This window comes from Erwinia sp. 2186, assembly GCF_057812255.1.
In genome coordinates this window covers 3,307,233-3,327,403 of record NZ_CM173824.1, presented here as the reverse complement: position 1 = coordinate 3,327,403, position 20,171 = coordinate 3,307,233, and the positions used below count along the sequence as shown (strand labels likewise).

Sequence of the window (20,171 nt, the reverse complement as noted above, 5' to 3'; positions counted from 1 at the left end):
AAGCCTTTGCTGTCATTTTATTGCCCGGCCGGCTGCTCTTTGTTGAAGAAAATGGTGACGCGCGCCACTTCAACGCCCAGCTTTTTCATCGACGTTACGTTCATCAGATGCGTGGCATCCTGCTGATAAATCCAGTCATCAAAGTTCAACTTGTAGCTGCTGCTGTCGGTTTTGACCGTCATCGCATATTGCCAGTTGAAGGCGTTGCCCGCCGCATGACCCTTGGCGGTGCCAATGATATCGCCCGCCGTGCCGACATAGCTACCATCCTCCAGCTTGCGGATATGCCAGACGCGGCTCTGTTTTTCACCATCATCGTAGACAAACTGCTCGTTGAGGGTCAGCGTTGACCCGACCACCGTGCCCTTGATGGTCACTTCAAAGCGGCGGATCTGCTTACCGCTGTAATCCTGAACCATGCCCCAGGCGCGGGACTGGCCGTTAAACCACTGGAAGATATCTATCTTCGGCTGGGCCTGCTGATAGTCTTCTATTTTCGCGCCGCAACCTGTCAGCAGCAGCGCACCAATTAACATCAGGGATTTCCACATCAGCTACCTCCGGTCAGTGCCCGACGGATGTCGGGATAGGTGGTTTTTTCTGAAAGCCAGATGGCCAGGAAGGCGTCGCGGAAAGCCGGGTCAAAAGGCTGCCCCAGCGGCTTGATTGGGGAAGCGATCCCCGGCGCCTGCCAGTAAAACTGTCCACCCTGTTGGCTGGCCTGAAACGCCAGTCGGGTGCCGTCCGTGACGTCGGGCCACAGTCGGTTTAATGCGGTGATCCACGCCTGACGCTGGCTAAGGGTGCCAATGTTTTGCGCCTGCCACTGCTCTTCGGTGGCCTGAGTCAGATCCTGATGGCTGATGTCGCGGCGGTAGGTGATCACCAGCGCTAACGGCCACTGCTGCGGCGTAAACGTGCCCGCCGGTGTAAACAGCTGCGAATCGTAAACCGTAAACGGTCCCCATGTCAGCGTGGCTTTCCCCACCGGCTGCCAGCGCTGCCAGTCGGAGGCCTGCGCCAGCGGCGAGAGTACCAGCATCATCAGCAACAGCGATCTCATCTCTCACTCCTTTGCAGCAGCCTGCGGGTAAGCGGCAGATAAATCGCCCAGCCGATGGCCATCAGGCCAAAGACTTTTAATGGCGACGCGGTCAGTTCCATGCCGCCCAGTCGTTCACCGAGATAATAGGTGAACGGACCAACAACGGCGCCCAGCACCGCCAGTAACGGTCCGCTTAAGGCGTAGCGGTGCAGGCACAGCGGCCACCAGCAGGCATAGGCCAGCCATAACGACAGCATCCACAGCGGCACCCAGTGTGCGTCGGCGAAATGGAACAGATCCAGCCACAGCCACAGACTGTCCATGGCTAACCCCACCAGCGCCACCGCTAACACCCGCAGCCGGATGGCGGCATCGCTGGCCCACCAGGCCAGCAGCGCAATGACCACTAACGCGTAAACCGCGCGCTCGCGCATCCCGACAGCCAGCGCCCAGTAGAGGTCAAACCCGAGCGTCAGCAGCCAGAAGCGCAGGGTGCTCATGCCCGCTCCGCGGTGAGCTGAACGGTGCCGATGGTTTTCGCGCGGAAGCCTGCTTCGCAATAGCAGAGATAGAACAGCCACATGCGGCGGAAGTGTTCGTCAAAACGGCCTTTTTCCAGCTGCGGCCAGGCGTGATCGAAACGGTGACGCCACTCCTGCAACGTGCGCGCGTAATCCAGCCCCATCTCAAACAGATCCAGGCTGACGAAATCCGTCAGCTCGTTCATGGTCTTTTGCAGCAGGTTGACCGACGGTAAAAAACCGCCGGGGAAAATATAGCGCTGGATGAAATCAACGCCCCGCGCATAGCTGTCGAAGCGTTCTTCGCTGATGGTGATTGCCTGCAAGGCCATGCGGCCGCCGGGTTTTACCAGCTGCTGACAGCGTTCGAAAAACAGCGGGATATAGTTTTTGCCCACCGCTTCAATCATTTCGATCGACACCAGCTTGTCATACTGACCGGTCAGATTGCGGTAATCCTCTTTCAGCACCGTGACCCGATCGCTCAGCCCCGCCGCCTGAATGCGCTGGCAGCTGTAGTCATACTGCTCCTGGGAAATGGTGGTAGTGGTCACCCGGCAGCCGTACTCGCGTGCCGCGAACTCGGCCATCGCGCCCCAACCGGTGCCGATTTCCAGCAGGTGATCGTTGGGGCCCAGCCCCAGCTTGACGCACAGACGGCGCATTTTTTCCTGCTGCGCCTGTTCCAGCGTCATCTCCGGCTGCTTGTAACAGGCACTCGAGTAGAGCATCGCCCGGTCGAGAAACGCGGTGTAGAAATCGTTGCCCAGGTCATAATGTGCGGCGATATTGCGCTTCGCCTGTTTCACGCTGTTGCGGCGAAACGCATGGCGCATCCTGTTCAGCGGCGACGACATCCAGCTCAGCCGCGACTCCAGCTTATCCAGCACCGGCATATTGGTGGCCAGCGTCAGGATCACCGACGTTAAATCCGGTGTATCCCAGTCACCGTCCATATAGGTTTCCGCTGCGGCAATGCTGCCACCGAACAACACCCGACGGTAAGCGCTGGAGTGATGGACCACCACTTCAGCCTGGATCGCCGCCTGGCTGTCGCCAAAGAAATGGGTGCCGAGGTGCGGATCGTGCAGACGCAGACCCGCCCCTTGCAGATGTTGCAACAGAGAAAAAATCAGCCGTCGTGAGGTGGACAAACGTTTGCCCGCTTTACCGCGACGGGTCAGGGTCAGTTCCGGTATACACATCCGCTATTTCTCCGACTTGGGGTGGTCATAAATCGGCGCGCCTTTGCGCCACAACTTCCAGGCCTGCCAGTAAATGGCCAGTCCGGTTCTCAGGGTGATCAGCGGAAACCGCCACAAATGGTGGCGCAGGGTCTTGCGGGTCAGCGGCTGATGACGCAGGTGCAGCGTGGCATCAAATTCGCGACCGGCCCGGTGATTCTCAATGTGCACCGACAACGATTTGCCGGGCGCGGAAAGCCGCCAGTGATAGACCATATCCATCGGGTTAAACGGCGAAACGTGAAACGCTTTCTGCGTGGTTTCGCTGCCGTCTGGCTTCACCGCATAGGTATGGCGTTCGTTCCACGGCGTATTGCGCACTTCGGCCAGCATCCAGCGCAGGCTGTCGGCGTCATCGTAGAGGTAGTAAAAATTTACCGGGTTAAACGAGCTGCCCAAATAGCGCAACTGGGTCAGTAACATCACCCGGCCGTTGAGCTGCTCGCCGGTCAGTTCGGCAATCCGCGTTTGCGCCCGCTGCTTAATGTCGCCGCCGCCAAGATAATCATCCTGGCAAAAAGAGGCCCAGGAAAACTTGCCGGGCCGGATGCCGACGCTGCGCAGCAGTGGCAGCTCATCAAGGTCAATCAGCGGCATAAAAATGCGGTAGCTGAACTGATGATCCACCGGGGTGAAACGCCGGTGACGCACGTGGCCGCTGTACAGGGCGCTGTTCATAGCAATCCCGCCTGTTCCATGCCGGCCACCACATCCAGCCCGCTGCGAATGCCGTCTTCATGGAAACCGTTATAGCTCCATGCGCCGCAGAACCAGCTGCGGTTACAGCCATTCAGCCGCAGCCGTTCGGTCTGGGTGATCAGGCTTTGCAGGCTGAACTGCGGATGATGGTAGCTATAGCGACCCAGCACTTTGGCCGGATCGATCGGTTGTGTGGCATTCAGCGAGACACAAAAGGTCTCGGATGACTTGATGCCCTGCAAAATGTTCATGTTGTAGGTGACGCTGGCGCCCAACAGCTCGTCGCCGGCCTGCGTATCATCCAGACGGTAGTTCCAGCTGGCCCAGGCGCGGCGGTTTTCCGGCAGCAGCGACGTATCGGTATGCAGGATCACTTCGTTGGCGCTGTAAGGCACGCCCAGCAGCATCTCGCGTTCTTCAGCGGTGGCATCGGCCAGCAGGTTCAGCGTCTGGTCACTGTGGCAGGCGAAAATCACCTGGTCATAGCTCTCCTCACCGCGCGCGCTGTACAGAGTCACACCCTGTGGATGACGCACCGCTTTCAGCACCGGTGTGGCAAGATGTACGGTGAGCTTGTCGCCCACCAGCGCGATCAGCCGGCGGATATATTCTCTGGACCCACCGGGCACCACATACCACTGCGGGCGCTGGCTCAAATCCAGCAGGCCGTGATGGTTAAAGAAGTGCAGAAACAGCGACAGCGGCATCTGGCGGATCTCGGCCAGTGACGTCGACCAAATCGCCGCGCCCATGGGCAGAATGTAGTGCTGGGCGAAGAACTGGCTGAAGCCCTCTTGCTGCAAAAAATCATCCAGCGTTCCCTGCTCCGACTGATGTTCCAGCCAGGCCTTGCCGCGTTTATTGAAACGCACGATTTCCATCAGGAAACGCCAGAAGCTCGGCTTAAACAGGTTGCTGCGTTGAGCAAACAGCGTGCTCAGCGTATGGCCGTTGTACTCCAGGCCGCTGCGATTGTTGCGCACCGAGAAGCTCATTTCGGTCGGCTTGCTTTCCAGCCCCAGCTCGGCGATCAGCGACAGAAAACGCGGATAGGTCCGATCGTTGTAAACGATAAAACCGGTATCAATCGCCCAGCGTTTGCCCGCCAGTTCCACATCAACCGTTGCGGTATGTCCGCCCAGCGTGTCGCCGGCCTCATACAAATGCACTTCTGCTTTGTTTGCCAGCTTCCATGCACAGCTGAGCCCGGAAATCCCACTGCCTACAATCGCAATTCTCAAAGATTACCTCGCTATCTGTTGGGTAAGCAGACGCTGTAGCGATACCGGCAGACGGGAGGTCATGCGCAGAATAAAGGAGAGCAGGCGCGGGAAGGAGATCTCCGCTTTGCCTTTCGCCAGGCCTTCACGAATGCAGCGCGAAGCCTGATTGACGTTGATGATCATCGGCATCGGAAAATCGTTTCGCTCGGTCAGGGGAGTATCGACAAAACCGGGCTGCACCAGGCTGATGGCGATTTGCTGACGCTTCAGATCCTGGGCCAGGCTGCGGGCGAAGTAGGCCAGCGCGGCTTTGGAGGCACCATAGGCTTCGGCCCGAGGCATCGGCACCAGGCTGGCGGTCGACCCGACCAGCGCCACCCGGCTGCCGGGGGCCAGCTGCGGCAGCAGCACGTCCAGACAGTTCACCGGACCGTTGAAATTGGTGCTCATCACCCGATGGACTTTCTCCGCTTCCACCACGCCGTGATTAAGGTATTCACAGGTGCCGGCACAGAGGATCACCAGGCTGGCACTTTTACCCAGCAGCGCCTGGCGGGTCTCATTCAGATCGGTGATATCAAACACGCACAGCACGATGTCGCTGTGGTGTTCCCGCAGCGTTTCCAGCTTGGCGCGATTTCTGCCGCACGCGGTAACGTGCCAGCCGTCGGCGGCATAATCGAGCGCCAGTTGGTAACCAATTCCGGAGCTTGCGCCGGTAATTAACACCCGTTTCATGGTTGTAACCTCTTTTTAAGCTGCCTGATTACCGATCCCAGCACGGGGATCTTTTCGTACAGCATGGCGCCCATGTCGTAGTAATCGCGCTGAAAACTGATCTTATCGTCGCGGAACTGGATGTAGCTGCTGCCCTCCAGCGTCTGCTCCGCGCCGCCTTGCAGCGAAGGGTGCGCATAGAACATTCGCCAGATAAGCAGGGCGTTATTGTCAAAATGGTGAGTCTGCGAGACGTCAAACCGGCAGTAGCGCAGGTTTTTCAGCAGTGAAGAAAAGTAGTCCGAGACCACCGGCAGCCCGCGATGTTCACCGACCGGGTCTGCCAGGCAGATATCAGAGTGGTAAATGTCGGCCAGTTGGTTGAGCTTGCTGGCCTCCAGCTTCTGGTAAAACGCCACCAGTCTGGCCAGCGTTTCCTGCTGTGTCATATGCCACTCCTCAGCCTCAGCTGTTGATATAGGTGATTAAGAACCCCTGTTCGTGCCAGTGCGTCAGCTGTTCCTGCTGTCGGCGGGTGAGGGGTTTACCGGTGAACACAAAGATTTTTTGGCCCGGAAACAGTTCAGGGCGCGGCATCTCAAGGGGTTCAGCCAGCACATCGATTCGCCAACCCTGCTGCGACAGCCGCCATGCTTCTAACCAGAGTCGGGTGCGGTCTTCATTGGCCCAACCCATCAGCAACGCGTCCTTGCCAGGTTTCTTACGCGAACCGGTTAAACAGAAGGCGACATAATCAATTAAAGCACCATCCAGCAAACTGCACATGGTCCTGGCGGTATTTTGATCCAGCCCCAGCCGCTGTCTGATTGGGATGAAAACGTGGTCAATCAACACATCTGCCGGATTTTCACGACCGGTTGCCGCAATTTTAGCGCGAAGTTTTGCCGGCCTGACATGACGGAGGACCGCCATCATTTCTTCCTGCAGTGTGACCCATCCATCATGGACGTTAACGTTTTCGCCTTCTAACAGCGCCTTGACCTTGCCGACAGGGACGCCACTTTGCACCCAGCGTTTAATCTCTTCGATGCGAAGAATATCTTCGTCATCAAACTGGCGGTGACCGCCTTCGGTCCGCTGGGGTTTTAATAAGCCGTAGCGACGCTGCCATGCCCGTAGCGTGACGGGATTGATACCGCAGCGGACTGCGACGTCACCAATACTGTACAATGCCATTCATTTCCTCAGGATCTGCCCACTCCACCTAACCGTAGCGAACTCTCCATTGCTGTACAACTATTATTTTTCTGTACAAGTTGAAGTTCACACTAAATCCCTGTAGATCTCAATTTAGAGAAAATTTCCCTTTTATGAGATTTTTATGGAACCTCTTGCCAATACCGACCGACGTCTGGCCCAGCGGCTGGCGGATTTACGTCTGGAAAAAGGCTGGTCGCTGGAAACCCTGGCTGAGCTGACCGGCATCAGCCGGGCCTCTTTGTCGCGCATTGAGCGGGGCGAAACCAGCCCAACCGCCGCCCTGATGAACCGCCTGTGCATTGCCTACGAGCTGACTATGTCGCGTCTGCTGAGCGAGGTTGAAGAGCAGGGACCGCAGCTTCTGCGCGCGGCCGCGCAGACCGTCTGGCAGGACCGCGAAAATGGCTATCACCGGCGCAGCGTTTCACCGCCGGCCACCCCTTTTCACGCTGAGCTGGTGGAAGGGCGTTTGCAGAGCGGGGCGCTGATTGAATATGACGCGCCGCCCGTAGAAGGCATTGAACAACATATCTGGATGCTCGCCGGCGTGCTGGAGTTCAGCATGAACGACGAGCAGTGGCGGCTGGAAGCCGGTGATTGCCTGCGCTTTCACCTGTTTGGCCGCTCCTCCTTCCACGCGCCGGAGGCCGAAGGTGCGCATTACGCGTTGGTGGTGTGTCGTCCATGAATGAAATTCAGTATCAGCTTCTCAGTGCAGAACAGGCAGCCAGTGAACAGGACGCGTTGTACAACGTTCTGCACGGCTGTGTGGCAGAAGGCGCCAGCATTGGTTTTATCTCGCTGGATCCGCAGCCCATGCTCACTTTCTGGCAGGGCGTGGTGACCAGCCTGGCCAGTGGCGATAAACGGTTAATCGTGGCCCGCCAGCAGGGCGAGATCGTGGCGACGGTGATAGTGGTGTTGGGCATGATGCCTAACGGCCAGCATCGCGCGGAAATGGCCAAGCTGCTGGTCCATCCCAAAGCCAGACGGCAGGGCATCGCCCGCGAATTACTGCATCAGGCGGAGAAACGGGCTGAGCAGGAGGGAAGAACCTTGCTGGTGCTGGATACCCGCAGCGGCGATGTGGCAGAGCAACTGTATCTGGCGCAGGGCTGGCAGATAAGCGGTCAGATCCCGCATTACGCGCTCTCCACCGAAGGGGTATTTGATGCCACCACGGTGATGTTTAAGCGGGTGGGCTGAAAAAAACGCCAAGGGTGCGCATCATGATGGTGCAGGCGCTCAGGCTATTCCCAGCGAATCCATAAACAGCTTAATAATCTGATTTATCTTGCGGCCCTTTTTTATTATCAGACAAAAGGGGGTATGCACCTGCAATGCATCCGGGCCGACGGCGCGGATGCTATTCTCCTGCACATATCGCGCGGCGTAATGCGTCGGTAAATAACCAATAAAATGTCCGGTGAGGATCAGCATCGCCACCGCTTCAACCTGTACCGCCTGAATGTTGCTCTCATTAAAGGCGAATAGCTTATTGCCATGGCGATGTGTGACATAGGTATGATTAATGATCTTTTGTTGTTTTAATAATTCAAGGGTAATGTCGGCATCCGCCATCGAAAATAACGCATGCTCACTGCTGCAATATAATGCCGAGGTTTCGCTGTAGGCAGAATAATAATCGAAGTCACTCTTCTCATCATAAACCGGCGCAATAGCACAATTAAAACGGCCCTCATTTAATCCTTTTTCAATATCATCCAGATGCGCGGTTTGCAGCCGGATGTTTACTTTTGGTGCAGCAATATGCAGTCGCTGCACGGCTTTGGTGACCGGCGAATGCGGATCAGAAATGGTGTTATCGACCACGGTAATACTCAGGTCGCCCAGCAGTTCATTGCGGCTGTTATGCAGCCTGTCGCGGAAGGTATTCAGCGACGAAAACAGCTCCAGCGTGGCCTGATAAACGGTAATGCCGTATTCCGTCAGCTCAAAGCCTTCCCGCCCACGGCTGCACAGAGTCATCCCTAAACGGATCTCCAAATCCGACACCTGTTTACTGATTGCCGCCAGACCAATATTCAGTTCATGACTGGCAGAGGTCAGCCCGCCGGCTTCCACGACACATTTAAATACACGCAATAACTTCAGGTCGACATTGTTAATGGTTATCGATGAATTATCGCTGCGCGGATAATTCATGTTTCCCGCATTGGAAACCTTACTTTCCATAATAACTATTCAACCCCGGCTTAAATACAGTGAAAGTAAGAGTGAACCTGAATCAGACACGAAATACCAGACAGTACGCAAATATAACCTTTATTTATCGTTAAGGCTGTTTCCAGAGGATTTCCTTATTCTCCTGCGGATCCGGCGTTAACCTCGCCATAAGAGAGAAATTATGTCAGACAGTGCCGATCGTTTATGGGGTGCCCGTTTTAAAACGCCACCAGCCGCCGCCTTAACCGCGCTGTCGCGCAGCCCTGAATACTATTTTGCACTGGCACCTTATGACCTCGCCGGCTGCCGGGCCCATGCGCACGAACTTCAGCGCGCGGGCCTGCTTACCGCAGAAGAAACCGGGCACATGACCGCCGCTATCGACCAGCTCGACCTGGATTACCGGGCAGGAAAGGTCGATCCGATCGCGGCTGATGAAGATGTTCATACATTTATCGAACGCGTCCTGACCGAGCGGCTTGGCGCGCTGGGCGGCAAGCTGCGCGCGGGCCGTTCTCGTAACGATCAGACCGTCAACGATCTGCGACTGTATCTGCGCGATAACGTCCGCAATATCACCACCGCATTGCTGGCGCTGCAGAAGGCATTGATTTTCCAGGCCGACCAGCACACTCATACCCTCGCGCCCGGTTTCACCCATCTTCAGCAGGCTCAGCCGATTGTGTTTGCTCATCAGCTGCTGGCCCATGCGCAGTCGTTCTCACGGGATATTGAACGCATTCAGGACTGGGATCACCGCAGCGCCTTCTCGCCACTCGGCGCAGCAGCGATGGCCGGTTCCGCCATTGCGCGTCGCCCGGAACTGGCGGCGAAAGAGCTGGGCTATCGCGCCCCGTGCGAGAACTCGATTGATGCCGTGGCCAGCCGCGACTACGTTGCCGAATTCCTGTTTATCACCAGCATGATTGGCGTCAACCTGTCGCGCATCAGCGAAGAGATTTGCCTGTGGACCTCCCGCCAGTTCCGCTGGGTAGAAATCAGCGACAGCTATGCCACCGGCAGCTCGATCATGCCGCAGAAAAAGAATCCGGATATTGCCGAGCTGACGCGCGGTCGCAGCGGCCGCCTGATCGGCAACCTGACGGCGATGCTGGCCACCATGAAGGCGATGCCGCTCTCCTATAACCGCGACCTGAGTGAAGACAAACGCAGCGCCATTGATTCGGTCGACACCCTGCTGTTAGTGCTGCCTGCAATGGCCGGCATGATTGAAACCATGAAGGTCAACACCGGGGAGATGCTGGCTCAGGCCCCGGATGGCTTCACCCTCGCTACCGAAGTGGCTGACTGGCTGGCGATGCGCGGCGTGCCGTTTAAGGAGGCGCATGAGATCACCGGCAAACTGGTTCAGCTGTGTGAATTCCATCAGCAGGGCCTGTCCGATCTGACCGACGACCAGCTGGCTGAGGTCGATGTCCGGCTGACGCCAGAAGTGCGCAGTGCGCTGACGCTGGAAGCGGCGATCCATTCCCGCGACGGCTTCGGCGGCACCGCACCGGCGCGCGTCAGCGAGCAGATTAGCCGCCTGAAAGCGCGTATCCAGCAGCAGGCCGAGTGGGTGAGCGTCTATCAGGGCCCTCGTCTGTAACTTCTCAGCCTTCAACCTCCGGAGCCGGAATGAACAGTTCGCAAAACGTTAACGAGACGGGCAGGGCAGCCGACCCCGCTTACGATCTCAAGCGCTACCAGATGGTCCCCAAGCGCTATTACGGGCGCATCACCGCCACGGTGGTGATCATCCTGTTGCTCGGCTCGCTGGTGCACGCCTTTTCGCAGGGCAAAATCGAGTGGTCCTATGTCGGGCAGTTCTTTACCGCCCGCGCCATTCTGGACGGGGTGGTGAATACGCTGGTGATGTCGATCCTGGCGATGGCGCTGGGCATCTTCTTCGGCGTGGTGGCGGCGATTATGTATATGTCGCCCAACCCGGTGCTGCATTACCTCTCGGTCGGCTATGCCTGGGTCTTTCGCGGCACGCCGCTGATCCTCCAGCTGCTGCTGTGGTTCAACCTGGCGCTGGTGTTCCCGGTGATCGCCATACCCGGCGTGTTCAGCGTCGAAACCGTCAACGTGATGACGCCGTTTGTCGCGGCGCTGCTGGGACTGAGCATCAACCAGGGCGCGTACACCTCGGAAGTGGTGCGTGCCGGCCTGTTATCTGTTGATACCGGTCAGTATGAGGCGGCGAAGTCGATTGGCATGCCGCGTCTGCAGGCGCTGCAACGCATCATCCTGCCGCAGGCGATGCGGGTGATCCTGCCGCCGGTCGGCAACGAATTTATCAGCATGATCAAAACCACCAGCCTGGCGAGCATGATCCAGTACTCCGAACTGCTCTACAACACGCAGAACATCTACTACGCCAATGCGCGGGTGATGGAGCTGCTGTTCGTGGCGGGCATCTGGTATCTGATTATCGTCACCGTGCTGTCGTTCGGGCAGAGCCGCCTTGAGCGCTACTTCTCACGCGGCCAGCGCCGCCGCAACTAAGGAATTCCTGCGATGAGAAATATCGTCAGAGCCGTTGAGGTGAACAAGTACTTCGACCATTTCCATGCCCTGAAGGACGTCAGTCTGGAGGTAAATTACGGCGAGGTGATGTGCATTTTGGGGCCGTCCGGCTCCGGCAAAAGCACCTTTCTGCGCTGCATCAATCAGCTGGAGAGGGTCGATCAGGGCGGGATCTGGATCGATAACGAACTGGCCGGCTACCGCATGGCCGGCAACAAACTGCATCCGCTCAGCGACAAGCAGATTGCCCGTCAGCGGCTGCAAACCGGCATGGTTTTCCAGCGTTTTAACCTGTTCCCGCATAAAACCGCGCTGGAAAACGTGATTGAAGGGCCGTGCCGGGTGCTGTTGCGGCCAAAGCGGGAAGCGACGGAAGAAGCGATGGCGCTGCTGGATCGGGTGGGACTATCCAGTAAGGCGCACGCCTATCCGCAGGCGCTTTCCGGCGGACAACAACAGCGTGTGGCGATTGCCCGCGCGCTGGCGATGAAGCCCAAGCTGATGCTGTTCGACGAGCCAACCTCGGCGCTTGACCCGGAAATGGTCGGCGAAGTGCTGGCCGTGATGCGGACGCTGGCAAAAGAAGGAACCACGATGGTGGTGGTCACCCATGAAATGGGCTTTGCCCGTGAGGTGGCCAACCAGGTGGTGTTCATGGATGAAGGCCGCATTATCGAACGCGGTGCGCCCGAAGACATCCTGCTGAATCCGCAAAATCCGCGGATGCAGAATTTTATCAACGCCATTCTTCTTTAATAACCAGGGTAAATCAGATGAAAAAGATCGTGCTTTCTGCCGTTGCTGCCGCTGTTCTGCTTAACTCCGCCGCCTGGGCTGCGGAGCTGCCTGCTACCCTGAAAGCGAAAGGCGCCCTGACCGTGGCCATCATGCCGAACTATCCACCGATGGAATTCAAAGATCCGGCCACCAATACCTTAACCGGCGTCGATGTCGATCTGGGCAACGCGATTGGCGAGAAGCTGGGGGTCAAAATCAACTGGCAGGAAATTGCCTTTGAACAGATGGTCAATGCCGTATCAACTAAGCGTGTCGATATGGTGATGTCCGGCATGACCGACACCGCCGAACGTCAGAAGGTGGTCAGCTTTATCGACTACTTCACCACCGGCCCGCAGTTCTACACCTTAGCGGCGCGCAAGGACATCAACAGCGCGACCGATTTGTGTGGCAAGAAAGTCGGCACCAGCCGTCGCACCACCTTCCCACAGGAAATCGCCAAATGGAGCCAGGCCAACTGCGAAGCCAAAGGTAAGCCCGCTATCGTAGTGGTCGGCGCGGAAGGCACGGCAGATGCGCGTACCCAGCTGCGTCAGCGTCGTCTGGATGGCGCGGTGCAGGGCAGCGAAACCCTGCCGTACGTGATGAACCTAGAGAAAAACACCTACAAACCGTTGGATAAGGCGATCGCTTCGCAGTTCACCGGCATGGCGATCGACAAAAACGATCCGGCGCTGATTGCAGCGGTGCAGGGCGCGGTCAATGCGATGATCGCCGATGGCAGCTATGTGAAGATCCTCAGCAAATGGGGCCTGGCGGATAACGCCGTGAAAACAGCGACCGTGAACGGGAACTGATGATGACCTCACCTGACGTTCGCCCGCGCTGGCCGCAAGGCAAGCAGGGCTGTATGGCACTGGCCTTCGATCTCGATGGCCCCACCGGTGACGCGATGCTTAACGGCACGATCTGGCAGACGCCCGAGTATTTCACCTTCGGCGGCTACGGTCCGTTCCGCGCGCTGGGGCGGATCCTCGATCTGCTGGAGCAGTTTGACGTTCCGGCCACCTTCTTTATTCCGGCGTGGGTGGTGGAGCAGTGGCCGCAGCAGTGCGCCGCCATCGTCGAAAAAGGGCATGAGGTGGCGTATCACGGTTACCGCCATGAATCCTTTTATGCCCTGAGCGGCGAACAGCAGCGTCAGGTGATGGCGACATCGCGTGAAATTTTCTGGCAACACCTCGGTATCCGTGCCGAGGGGTTCCGCACGCCATCGGGCGACTGGCATCACGAGACGCCGGGCATATTGCTGGACGCTGGCGTCACCTATTCCAGCAGTATGCGCGGCGACGACCGGCCCTACGCCATCGCCGTGCCGGGCTTTGCGCAGAAGCTGGTGGAAATCCCCGGCAAATGGGAGATGGATGATTACGCGTCGCTGGCCTATACCCGCGAGCCGGACTTCCCGAAAGGGCTGGATCGCACCGCCAGCTATGCCCTGACGCTGGATAACTGGTGCCGCGAATTTGATGGCGCGATGGACGAAGGGCTGTGTCTCACCACCCTGTTCCATCCGAAAATCAGCGGGAAACCGGGCCGCATTCTGCTGCTGCAACAATTTATCGCGCATATGCGCCAGCGCAACGTATGGTTCGCCCGCTGCCGCGATGTCGCCCACTGGTATCTCAAGGAGCAGCAGCATGACTGAACCCACACGCTGGCCAGACGGGCAGCAATCCGCCGTGGTGCTGACCATCGATTTCAATGATATTCACGGCATTCTGACGCACACCCCCGCCGTGGCCGGGCGCGATAAAACCCTGTCGGTCTGGCGTTACGGCACGCTTCGCGGCGTCGATCGCCTGCTGAAGCTGCTGGCAGAGAAGAACGTGCGCGCAAGCTGGTGTCTGCCCGCTATCGTGGCGGAAGAGAATCCTGAGGTGTTCGCGCGGATTGTCGCGGCGGGGCATGAAATTGCCGGCAGCGGCGATCGCCATCAGAATTTCGATACCCTGACGCTGGCGGAGCAGGTAAGCAGCGTCACTGGCGGTTGCGACCGGCTCGAAGCCGCCTGCGGCCAGCGTCCGGTAGGATTCCGCACGCCGGCTGGGCAGTGGAAACCGGGGCTGGCAGCGGCGCTGAGCGATCGCGGCATCCGCTGGTCTTCCAGCTGGCGCGGTGACGATTTGCCCTATTTTCATCCGGCCACCCGACTGGTGGAACTGCCAATGCATTATGAACTGGAAGACGAGCCTTACTTCGCCTTCAACCTCAGTCCGGCGGTGCCACCGGGGCAGTCGCGCATCGCCTCGTATCAGCAGACGCTGGAAAATATGAAGCTCGATTTTCAGGGCTTCCACCGCTTTGGCCTGTGCTACGTCTTACGCCTGCATCCCGAAATCATCGGCACGGCCGGGCGCATTGGCCTGCTTGGCGAACTGCTGGACTTTATCCTCAGCCATGAAAAGGTCTGGCTGGCCAGCGCCGGGGAGGTGGCGGAGTGGTGGCAGACCCAGCCGGATAACGTCAGCGAACACCCTGCGGAAATCTTCCAGCGCCAGCAGCAGGAGCAGCAAGCATGAGCCAGAGCATCAACCAACTGGCCCGCTTTGTCGCCCAAACCACCTTTAGCGATCTGCCTGAAGCGCTGGTTGAGCGTGCCAAACGGCATATTCTCGATACCTTCGGCGCGACCCTTGCGGGCAGCAACAGCCCGATCGCGCTGGCCGTTCAGCAAACGGTGCTGGCTGAAGGCTGCGCGCCGGCTGCCCGCGTCTGGGGAAGTCCGATGGCCACTTCGCCGCGTAATGCGGCCTGGCTGAACGGTATTGCGGCGCATATGTATGAGCTGGACGATACCGGCGGTTGCGATCACTCCGGCGCGGTGGTGCTGCCTGCGGTGATGGCGGTGCTGCCACTGTGCCCGCCTGATGTCACGGGCCGCGAGCTGATTACCGCCGTGGTGTTGGGCTATGAGATTGGCCGCCGGGTGCTGGAAGCCTGCGGTGGCTATGCACCGCACAACGAAGCCGGTTGGCATTCCACCTCCACCTGCGGCGTATTTGGCGCGGCGGCGGCGGTGGCCTCATTACTTAAGCTTAATCAGAACCAAACGGTGCAGGCGTTAGGAATAGCGGCCAGCTTTAGCGGCGGCTTATGGGGCTTTATCCACGACGGTTCGCAAAGCAAGAAGCTGCACGCCGGACGGGCCGCAGAGGGCGGGGTGCTGGCGGCGATGCTGGCCCGGCAAGGGATCACCGGGGCATCACAAACCTTTGAGGATCTCTGGGGCGGCTTCCTGAAGACGCTGGCTCCTTCCAGTCGGCAACCGCAAGCGCTGACCGCCGAACTGGGGCTGGTATGGAAACTCAACCGTTGTTCGATCAAGCCCTATGCCTCCTGCCGCGGCACGCATTCGGCGGTGGATGCCGTTGGCGAGTTGATGGCAGCCCATCGTTGCAGCGCCGCAGAGATTGCCCGCCTTCACGTTTACCTCAATCCTTTCCTGCAGGAGATGTGCGGCAACAGCGATCTTGCAAGCCTGGCGGCGGCGCAGATGAGCCTGCCTTACGCGATGGCCGCACGCGTGCTGTATGGCCATGCGGGCCTCGCGGCGTATGACGCGGAAAAACGCGGCAGCACAGAGATGGCCGCCATGCTGGAACGCATTGTGCTGCATGTCGACGCCAGCCAGAACAGCAACGAAGAGCCGATTGTTGAGCTGGAAACGCTTAGCGGCGAGCGCGGGCGTAAGCAGGTGACCGTTCCGCTGGGATCGCCGCAAAACCCATTGAGCGATGAGGCGTTGTTGCTGAAGTTTCAACAGCTGGCGGTCAGGGTGTTACCGGCGCAGCAAACCGCCGCGCTGGAAGCTTACTGCCTGACGCTGGAGCAGCAGACCGATATGCAGGAACTGCTGAATCTGCTGACGGTGCATTAAAAAAATCCCCGCAGTTGACCTTCAGGCGCTGCGGGGGTTACTTTCCTTTATTGCCCGTTTTTCCCCCGGTGGATGAAGGAACTATGCTCACGTTGAAAGTGTTAAGTATTGGATTTATCTGCATCATGCTGCTCTCTTTCGGCCAAAGTTACCTTAACGCCTCGCAGAACGGTACGGCGATGACCGGTCAGAGTTGGTCCACCGCGAAACGGGATTCCGCCGGCATCGCCCCCGACCCGGTGGCCTTCAGGCAGACCGCCATTGTGCAGGTGTATATTGCGCCTGCCTTTAGCTGGCGTGGGCTGCTGGCCGTTCATCCGTGGATCATCTTTAAGCCGGCTGGCGAGACGCAGTTCCGCCGCTATGAAGTGGTGAGCTGGGGAAGTAACAACGTCATCAGAGAGAATTTCACCCTGCCGGACGGTTACTGGTTTGGCGGTAAGCCGCAGCTGATTGTCGATCACCGGGGGGCTGGCGCAGAGGCGATGATCCCGCAGATTGAAGCGGCGATTAAAAGCTATCCGTGGCCGCACACCTACCGCGTCTGGCCTGGCCCGAACAGCAATACTTTCCTGGCGCACATTGGCCGCGAAGTCCCCGCGCTGAAGCTGGATCTGCCCGCCAACGCCATCGGCAAAGATTTCCGGCCGCTGACCAATCCGGTCGGTTTGCCGCCGTCAGGACGCGGTTTCCAGGCCTCGCTGTTGGGCGTGCTGGGATTAACGCTGGGTGGGGAAGAAGGGCTGGAGATCAATATCCTCGGCTTCAATATGGGCGTGGATGTGAAATCTCCCGCGCTGCGCCTGCCGTTTATCGGCCGCATCGGCAAAGCCCGGCTGGAAACGGATAGCGGAAGCTAGCGTCTGCTGGCATCAGCAGGCAGATAGCGAAAGCGAGGGTTGGTTGGATAACCTGGAGGATAGCGTTTGCTGCGGGTTTACCGGCGCCGAAAGGCGCCGTTTTCACCGCTGACTTCGCGGCTTATCGCTGGGCTGCCAGCGCTTCCACGCGGGCAATCGCCTGGTACAGCGCCTCGACGGTAACCGGCTCGGCCATGTTTTCCATATCCGGCGCGTGCACCGACTCGCGGACTATTACCTCAAGCTCTTCTTCCGTCAGCCCGGCAATCTCTTGCAGACTCAGCGGCACGCCGCATTTGTGCGCCAACGCCATCTCATGCAGCAACTCTTCATCACTGCGATTTTCCAGCGCCAGCAGACACAGATTGCCGTAGCCCACCAGCAGGCCGTGACCGAATTCGCGGGTTTTATCGCAGAAGGTAAAGCCTTCATAAATCGCGTGTGCGGCTGCGGCATGCGCGCCATTGCTCATCAATGAGGTCAGGCCGGCAAAGGTAAAGATCACGTCCAGCACCTGATCCAGATGGTGGTCAGGCAGATTTTTGCGCACCGCCTCGACCGCTTTCGGCCCGTGGGCGGCGATAATTTCATAACAGATATGGCTGTGCGCCAGCGAAGAACGGGCGTTGGCATCCAGCGCCGGGTGACGCTGGCTGACCGCACGGAATTCATACCACTTGGCCAGCGTATCGCCGAGGCCAGCCGCCAGCCAGCGCAGCGGTGCCAGCGCCAGCAGTTCGCTGTCGATAATCACCGCCGCCGGCGCCTGATGCAGCGGAAAGATATCGTGAAAGTTGCCGTTATCATCGTAACGAATACTCAGCGGCGTCACCGCCGAACAGGTGGCGGCAATGGTGGGCAGGGTAATCACCGGGATATTGCATTCAGCGCCTACCGCCTTGCAGGTATCCAGCGACTTGCCGCCGCCGGTGGCGATAATCACATCCGCCCTTAACGCCATTGCCAGCTCACCCAGCCGGGCAATCTGCGTGAGCGAGGTTTCCCCGCCGAACCATTCGCAGCCGACCAGCGCCACTTCTGCATCCGCCAGCTGCGTTCGCACCTGCGGCTCCACCGCTTTCAGCGCCTGATGGCCGCCAATCAGCAACGCGCGCTGCCCCAGCTCGCGACAGATTTCTCCTAACTGATGAATCACCCCTGCGCCACGCAACACACGGGCCGGGAAAACCAGATTTTGTTCAGACATGACTGACCTTATCAATGTGCCGACGCAGGGCGCCTTCAGTTGTATTTCACTCCGGGTAACACACAGAGCATTTCGTAGAGAATGTTTGCTGCCAGCTGCGAGGTGGTGCCGCTGATATCATAAGGGGGCGAAACCTCAACCAGGTCAGCGCCAATCAGGTTCAGACCGCGGCATCCGCGCACAATCTCCAGCCCCTGAATTGAGGTTAAGCCGCCCACTTCCGGCGTGCCGGTGCCCGGTGCCCAGGCGGGATCAAAGCTGTCGATATCATAGGAAAGATAAACCGGGCCGCTGCCCATCTGCGCGCGAACCTCTGCCATCAGCGGTGCCATGGACTGATACCAGCATTTTTCAGCGGGTACCAGACGGAAACCCCGATCGACGCCCCACTGAAAATCGCCGGCATCGTAGCCCTGCGCCCGCTGACCAATCTGGATCACCCGTTTGAGATCGAGTAATCCCTCTTCGACCGCCCGGCGGAAGGTGGTGCCATGCGCAATCTTCTCGCCAAACATGTCGTCGTTGGTATCAGTATGCGCATCGACATGGATAAGTCCTACCGGTCCGTGCTTTTTTACCAGCGCGCGCAGAATGGGCAGCGTCAGGGTGTGATCGCCACCGAGCGTAAGCGGCACCAGCGGAAAGGCGTTCAGCCCGGTGAAGTAGTCTTCGATAATCTGCACGGATTTATGCAGATTATAGGTGTTGATCGGCACATCGCCGAGGTCAGCCACCCGCAGTGAATCAAACGGGGCCGCGCCGGTGGCCATGTTATACGGCCGGATCATCACCGAGTCCGCCCGAATGGCGCGCGGGCCATAACGGGTGCCTGCGCGCTGCGACGTGCCGATGTCCAGCGGAATGCCAACAAAGGCCGCATCCAGTCCAGCCGGCATGTCGGCTGCCGGCAGGCGCATCATGGTGCCACGTCCGGCAAAACGCGGCATATCGTTACCGCTTTGTGGCTGCGGGAAAGATTGATTATCAACAGGTTGCATCGGGTGCGCCTCCGGGCAGTCAGCAAATGAACCGCCATCATCTGTCGTACAGGCTTGTGAAAAAATCCCTGAGAGCAAATAATCAGTTCAGAAAATTCATAACTGATTGCCGACCCTGAGGATCCGCCGTGAGCGCCACCCGTTTGCCCAACCTCAAGCTACTGACTATTTTCGCCACGGTGGCCCGCTGCCAGGGCTTTTCCCGCGCGCAGCAAGAGCTGAATATGACCATGCCGGCGATCAGCGGTTATATGAGCGAACTGGAGCAGCGGCTGGGCTTTGTGCTGTGCCAGCGCGGACGCGGCGGATTTTCGTTAACCCCGCGCGGTGAACAGTTTTTGCAATACAGCCTGCAGCTGCTGGGCACGCTGTCCGACTTTGACCGCCAGGTTGAGGGGCTGAAAACCGAACAGGGCGGCGTTTTTTCGCTGGGGGTGGTGGATTCCGTCTCTACCGACACCCGGCTGGGGCTGGCGGAGAGCATCAATCAGTTCAGCGAGCGATTCCCGGCGGTCTACCTCAATCTTTCGGTTCGCGATCCCAATGAGCTGCAGCAGAAGGTGCTGGATAACCGGCTGGATCTGGCCATCGGTCATTTCCCGGTTAACGTCAATAACCTGGTGACGGTGCCGCTGCATCACGAGCAGCACTGGCTGTACTGCAGTGACAGCCATCAGCTGTTTGACCAGCCGGATCTTGATGCGCTGGATCTGCATGATTATGGCTTTGTCACCCGCAGTTACTGGAATCAGGCCGAGCTGATGCGGCGTGGATTCAAGGCCAGCGCCGCCTCGGTGGAAAGTATTGAAGCCCAGCTGATCCTGATCCTCTCCGGGCGTTATATCGGCTATCTGCCGGAACACTGTGCGCGGCCCTGGGTGGAGAAAGGGCGGCTGAAAAGGTTGTCTCCGCAGCAGTTCAGCTATCAGGCCTCTTTCTCACTGATTTTCCGCCGTGGGCGCAGCCGGGAGACGCTGATCAGGGCCTTCCGCGATTTAGTAAAATTGCGTGCCGCGCCGACACAATAATCTAAGAAGGC

23 protein-coding genes are annotated in these 20,171 nt (G+C 58.6%); 11 read left to right on the top strand and 12 right to left on the bottom strand.

What is annotated here, in order from left to right:
- Positions 1 to 17: 17 nt before the first annotated feature.
- Genes ACXKZG_RS15420 through ACXKZG_RS15380 form a run of 9 tightly spaced genes read right to left on the bottom strand, consistent with a single transcriptional unit; the run spans position 18 to position 6,646 of the window.
- Positions 18 to 551 (bottom strand): DUF3833 domain-containing protein, encoded by a 534-nt coding sequence (locus tag ACXKZG_RS15420; RefSeq protein ID WP_488875114.1) that lies wholly within the window; start codon positions 549 to 551, stop codon positions 18 to 20.
- Entirely contained in the window at positions 551 to 1,063 is a 513-nt protein-coding gene (locus tag ACXKZG_RS15415; RefSeq protein WP_013201413.1) for a chalcone isomerase family protein, read from the bottom strand. The genes ACXKZG_RS15420 and ACXKZG_RS15415 overlap by 1 nt, the downstream gene beginning before the upstream one ends.
- Entirely contained in the window at positions 1,060 to 1,545 is a 486-nt protein-coding gene (locus tag ACXKZG_RS15410; RefSeq protein ID WP_013201414.1) for a DUF2878 domain-containing protein, read from the bottom strand. The genes ACXKZG_RS15415 and ACXKZG_RS15410 overlap by 4 nt, the downstream gene beginning before the upstream one ends.
- The gene (locus tag ACXKZG_RS15405; protein ID WP_488875113.1) at positions 1,542 to 2,771 is read right to left on the bottom strand and encodes a class I SAM-dependent methyltransferase; all 1,230 of its coding nucleotides are present in this window, start codon (positions 2,769 to 2,771) and stop codon (positions 1,542 to 1,544) included. Before ACXKZG_RS15405 ends, ACXKZG_RS15410 begins: the two co-directional genes overlap by 4 nt.
- A gap of 3 nt (positions 2,772 to 2,774) precedes the next feature.
- Positions 2,775 to 3,488 carry a DUF1365 domain-containing protein gene (locus ACXKZG_RS15400; protein ID WP_151037904.1) on the bottom strand — a complete coding sequence of 238 codons (714 nt, stop codon included), beginning with the start codon at positions 3,486 to 3,488 and terminating at the stop codon, positions 2,775 to 2,777.
- Positions 3,485 to 4,750, bottom strand: coding sequence for an NAD(P)/FAD-dependent oxidoreductase (locus ACXKZG_RS15395; protein WP_471720386.1), 1,266 nt, complete (start codon positions 4,748 to 4,750; stop codon positions 3,485 to 3,487). Before ACXKZG_RS15395 ends, ACXKZG_RS15400 begins: the two co-directional genes overlap by 4 nt.
- Positions 4,751 to 4,753: 3 nt before the next feature.
- Complete coding sequence (locus ACXKZG_RS15390; RefSeq protein WP_013201418.1) at positions 4,754 to 5,470, bottom strand: SDR family NAD(P)-dependent oxidoreductase; 717 nt, start codon at positions 5,468 to 5,470, stop codon at positions 4,754 to 4,756.
- A complete protein-coding gene (locus tag ACXKZG_RS15385) occupies positions 5,467 to 5,898 on the bottom strand; it encodes a nuclear transport factor 2 family protein (protein WP_488875112.1) in 432 nt (143 codons plus the stop codon). The genes ACXKZG_RS15390 and ACXKZG_RS15385 overlap by 4 nt, the downstream gene beginning before the upstream one ends.
- Positions 5,899 to 5,914: 16 nt before the next feature.
- Positions 5,915 to 6,646, bottom strand: coding sequence for a MerR family transcriptional regulator (locus ACXKZG_RS15380; RefSeq protein ID WP_013201420.1), 732 nt, complete (start codon positions 6,644 to 6,646; stop codon positions 5,915 to 5,917).
- 145 nt (positions 6,647 to 6,791) lie between these two features.
- Between ACXKZG_RS15380 and ACXKZG_RS15375 the strand changes: the two genes are divergently transcribed.
- On the top strand, positions 6,792 to 7,358 hold the full coding sequence (locus tag ACXKZG_RS15375; protein WP_471720385.1) for a helix-turn-helix domain-containing protein: 567 nt from the start codon (positions 6,792 to 6,794) through the stop codon (positions 7,356 to 7,358).
- On the top strand, positions 7,355 to 7,876 hold the full coding sequence (locus tag ACXKZG_RS15370) for a GNAT family N-acetyltransferase (protein ID WP_013201422.1): 522 nt from the start codon (positions 7,355 to 7,357) through the stop codon (positions 7,874 to 7,876). The genes ACXKZG_RS15375 and ACXKZG_RS15370 overlap by 4 nt, the downstream gene beginning before the upstream one ends.
- A gap of 39 nt (positions 7,877 to 7,915) precedes the next feature.
- Here the strand turns inward: ACXKZG_RS15370 and ACXKZG_RS15365 are convergent, their stop codons facing one another.
- Positions 7,916 to 8,866, bottom strand: coding sequence for a LysR family transcriptional regulator (locus ACXKZG_RS15365; RefSeq protein ID WP_013201423.1), 951 nt, complete (start codon positions 8,864 to 8,866; stop codon positions 7,916 to 7,918).
- Positions 8,867 to 9,038: 172 nt separating this feature from the next.
- Between ACXKZG_RS15365 and argH the strand changes: the two genes are divergently transcribed.
- The 8 genes from argH to ACXKZG_RS15325 all read left to right on the top strand — a co-directional run bounded on the left by argH (position 9,039) and on the right by ACXKZG_RS15325 (position 16,927).
- Positions 9,039 to 10,466 (top strand): argininosuccinate lyase, encoded by a 1,428-nt coding sequence (gene argH / locus ACXKZG_RS15360; protein WP_013201424.1) that lies wholly within the window; start codon positions 9,039 to 9,041, stop codon positions 10,464 to 10,466.
- 29 nt (positions 10,467 to 10,495) lie between these two features.
- Positions 10,496 to 11,368 (top strand): amino acid ABC transporter permease, encoded by an 873-nt coding sequence (locus ACXKZG_RS15355; protein ID WP_013201425.1) that lies wholly within the window; start codon positions 10,496 to 10,498, stop codon positions 11,366 to 11,368.
- Between the two features lie 12 nt (positions 11,369 to 11,380).
- Positions 11,381 to 12,145: an amino acid ABC transporter ATP-binding protein gene (locus ACXKZG_RS15350; protein ID WP_013201426.1), complete on the top strand. Its 765-nt coding sequence runs from the start codon at positions 11,381 to 11,383 to the stop codon at positions 12,143 to 12,145.
- 17 nt (positions 12,146 to 12,162) lie between these two features.
- Entirely contained in the window at positions 12,163 to 12,984 is an 822-nt protein-coding gene (locus tag ACXKZG_RS15345; RefSeq protein WP_488875111.1) for an ABC transporter substrate-binding protein, read from the top strand.
- A 2-nt stretch (positions 12,985 to 12,986) separates the two neighbouring features.
- Entirely contained in the window at positions 12,987 to 13,835 is an 849-nt protein-coding gene (locus tag ACXKZG_RS15340; protein ID WP_488876275.1) for a polysaccharide deacetylase family protein, read from the top strand.
- A complete protein-coding gene (locus tag ACXKZG_RS15335; RefSeq protein WP_488875110.1) occupies positions 13,828 to 14,709 on the top strand; it encodes a polysaccharide deacetylase family protein in 882 nt (293 codons plus the stop codon). Before ACXKZG_RS15340 ends, ACXKZG_RS15335 begins: the two co-directional genes overlap by 8 nt.
- Positions 14,706 to 16,067, top strand: a complete 1,362-nt coding sequence (locus ACXKZG_RS15330) for an MmgE/PrpD family protein (protein WP_488875109.1) — start codon at positions 14,706 to 14,708, stop codon at positions 16,065 to 16,067. The genes ACXKZG_RS15335 and ACXKZG_RS15330 overlap by 4 nt, the downstream gene beginning before the upstream one ends.
- 83 nt (positions 16,068 to 16,150) lie before the next feature.
- Positions 16,151 to 16,927 carry a DUF3750 domain-containing protein gene (locus tag ACXKZG_RS15325; RefSeq protein ID WP_346565982.1) on the top strand — a complete coding sequence of 259 codons (777 nt, stop codon included), beginning with the start codon at positions 16,151 to 16,153 and terminating at the stop codon, positions 16,925 to 16,927.
- Between the two features lie 121 nt (positions 16,928 to 17,048).
- On the opposite strand, the gene ACXKZG_RS15320 is transcribed toward ACXKZG_RS15325, so the two are convergent.
- On the bottom strand, positions 17,049 to 18,134 hold the full coding sequence (locus tag ACXKZG_RS15320; protein ID WP_013201432.1) for an iron-containing alcohol dehydrogenase family protein: 1,086 nt from the start codon (positions 18,132 to 18,134) through the stop codon (positions 17,049 to 17,051).
- A gap of 35 nt (positions 18,135 to 18,169) precedes the next feature.
- A complete protein-coding gene (gene speB / locus ACXKZG_RS15315) occupies positions 18,170 to 19,132 on the bottom strand; it encodes an agmatinase (protein WP_488875108.1) in 963 nt (320 codons plus the stop codon).
- 128 nt (positions 19,133 to 19,260) lie between these two features.
- Between speB and ACXKZG_RS15310 the strand changes: the two genes are divergently transcribed.
- Positions 19,261 to 20,160, top strand: a complete 900-nt coding sequence (locus ACXKZG_RS15310) for a LysR family transcriptional regulator (protein WP_151037890.1) — start codon at positions 19,261 to 19,263, stop codon at positions 20,158 to 20,160.
- Positions 20,161 to 20,171: the final 11 nt, after the last annotated feature.

Coding starts and splice junctions, on each gene's coding strand:
- ACXKZG_RS15420 (WP_488875114.1), bottom strand. CDS start 551: ATGTGGAAATCCCTGATGTTAATTGGTGCGCTGCTGCTGACAGGTTGC.
- ACXKZG_RS15415 (WP_013201413.1), bottom strand. CDS start 1,063: ATGAGATCGCTGTTGCTGATGATGCTGGTACTCTCGCCGCTGGCGCAG.
- ACXKZG_RS15410 (WP_013201414.1), bottom strand. CDS start 1,545: ATGAGCACCCTGCGCTTCTGGCTGCTGACGCTCGGGTTTGACCTCTAC.
- ACXKZG_RS15405 (WP_488875113.1), bottom strand. CDS start 2,771: ATGTGTATACCGGAACTGACCCTGACCCGTCGCGGTAAAGCGGGCAAA.
- ACXKZG_RS15400 (WP_151037904.1), bottom strand. CDS start 3,488: ATGAACAGCGCCCTGTACAGCGGCCACGTGCGTCACCGGCGTTTCACC.
- ACXKZG_RS15390 (WP_013201418.1), bottom strand. CDS start 5,470: ATGAAACGGGTGTTAATTACCGGCGCAAGCTCCGGAATTGGTTACCAA.
- ACXKZG_RS15385 (WP_488875112.1), bottom strand. CDS start 5,898: ATGACACAGCAGGAAACGCTGGCCAGACTGGTGGCGTTTTACCAGAAG.
- ACXKZG_RS15380 (WP_013201420.1), bottom strand. CDS start 6,646: ATGGCATTGTACAGTATTGGTGACGTCGCAGTCCGCTGCGGTATCAAT.
- ACXKZG_RS15375 (WP_471720385.1), top strand. CDS start 6,792: ATGGAACCTCTTGCCAATACCGACCGACGTCTGGCCCAGCGGCTGGCG.
- ACXKZG_RS15370 (WP_013201422.1), top strand. CDS start 7,355: ATGAATGAAATTCAGTATCAGCTTCTCAGTGCAGAACAGGCAGCCAGT.
- ACXKZG_RS15365 (WP_013201423.1), bottom strand. CDS start 8,866: ATGGAAAGTAAGGTTTCCAATGCGGGAAACATGAATTATCCGCGCAGC.
- argH (WP_013201424.1), top strand. CDS start 9,039: ATGTCAGACAGTGCCGATCGTTTATGGGGTGCCCGTTTTAAAACGCCA.
- ACXKZG_RS15355 (WP_013201425.1), top strand. CDS start 10,496: ATGAACAGTTCGCAAAACGTTAACGAGACGGGCAGGGCAGCCGACCCC.
- ACXKZG_RS15350 (WP_013201426.1), top strand. CDS start 11,381: ATGAGAAATATCGTCAGAGCCGTTGAGGTGAACAAGTACTTCGACCAT.
- ACXKZG_RS15345 (WP_488875111.1), top strand. CDS start 12,163: ATGAAAAAGATCGTGCTTTCTGCCGTTGCTGCCGCTGTTCTGCTTAAC.
- ACXKZG_RS15340 (WP_488876275.1), top strand. CDS start 12,987: ATGACCTCACCTGACGTTCGCCCGCGCTGGCCGCAAGGCAAGCAGGGC.
- ACXKZG_RS15335 (WP_488875110.1), top strand. CDS start 13,828: ATGACTGAACCCACACGCTGGCCAGACGGGCAGCAATCCGCCGTGGTG.
- ACXKZG_RS15330 (WP_488875109.1), top strand. CDS start 14,706: ATGAGCCAGAGCATCAACCAACTGGCCCGCTTTGTCGCCCAAACCACC.
- ACXKZG_RS15325 (WP_346565982.1), top strand. CDS start 16,151: ATGCTCACGTTGAAAGTGTTAAGTATTGGATTTATCTGCATCATGCTG.
- ACXKZG_RS15320 (WP_013201432.1), bottom strand. CDS start 18,134: ATGTCTGAACAAAATCTGGTTTTCCCGGCCCGTGTGTTGCGTGGCGCA.
- speB (WP_488875108.1), bottom strand. CDS start 19,132: ATGCAACCTGTTGATAATCAATCTTTCCCGCAGCCACAAAGCGGTAAC.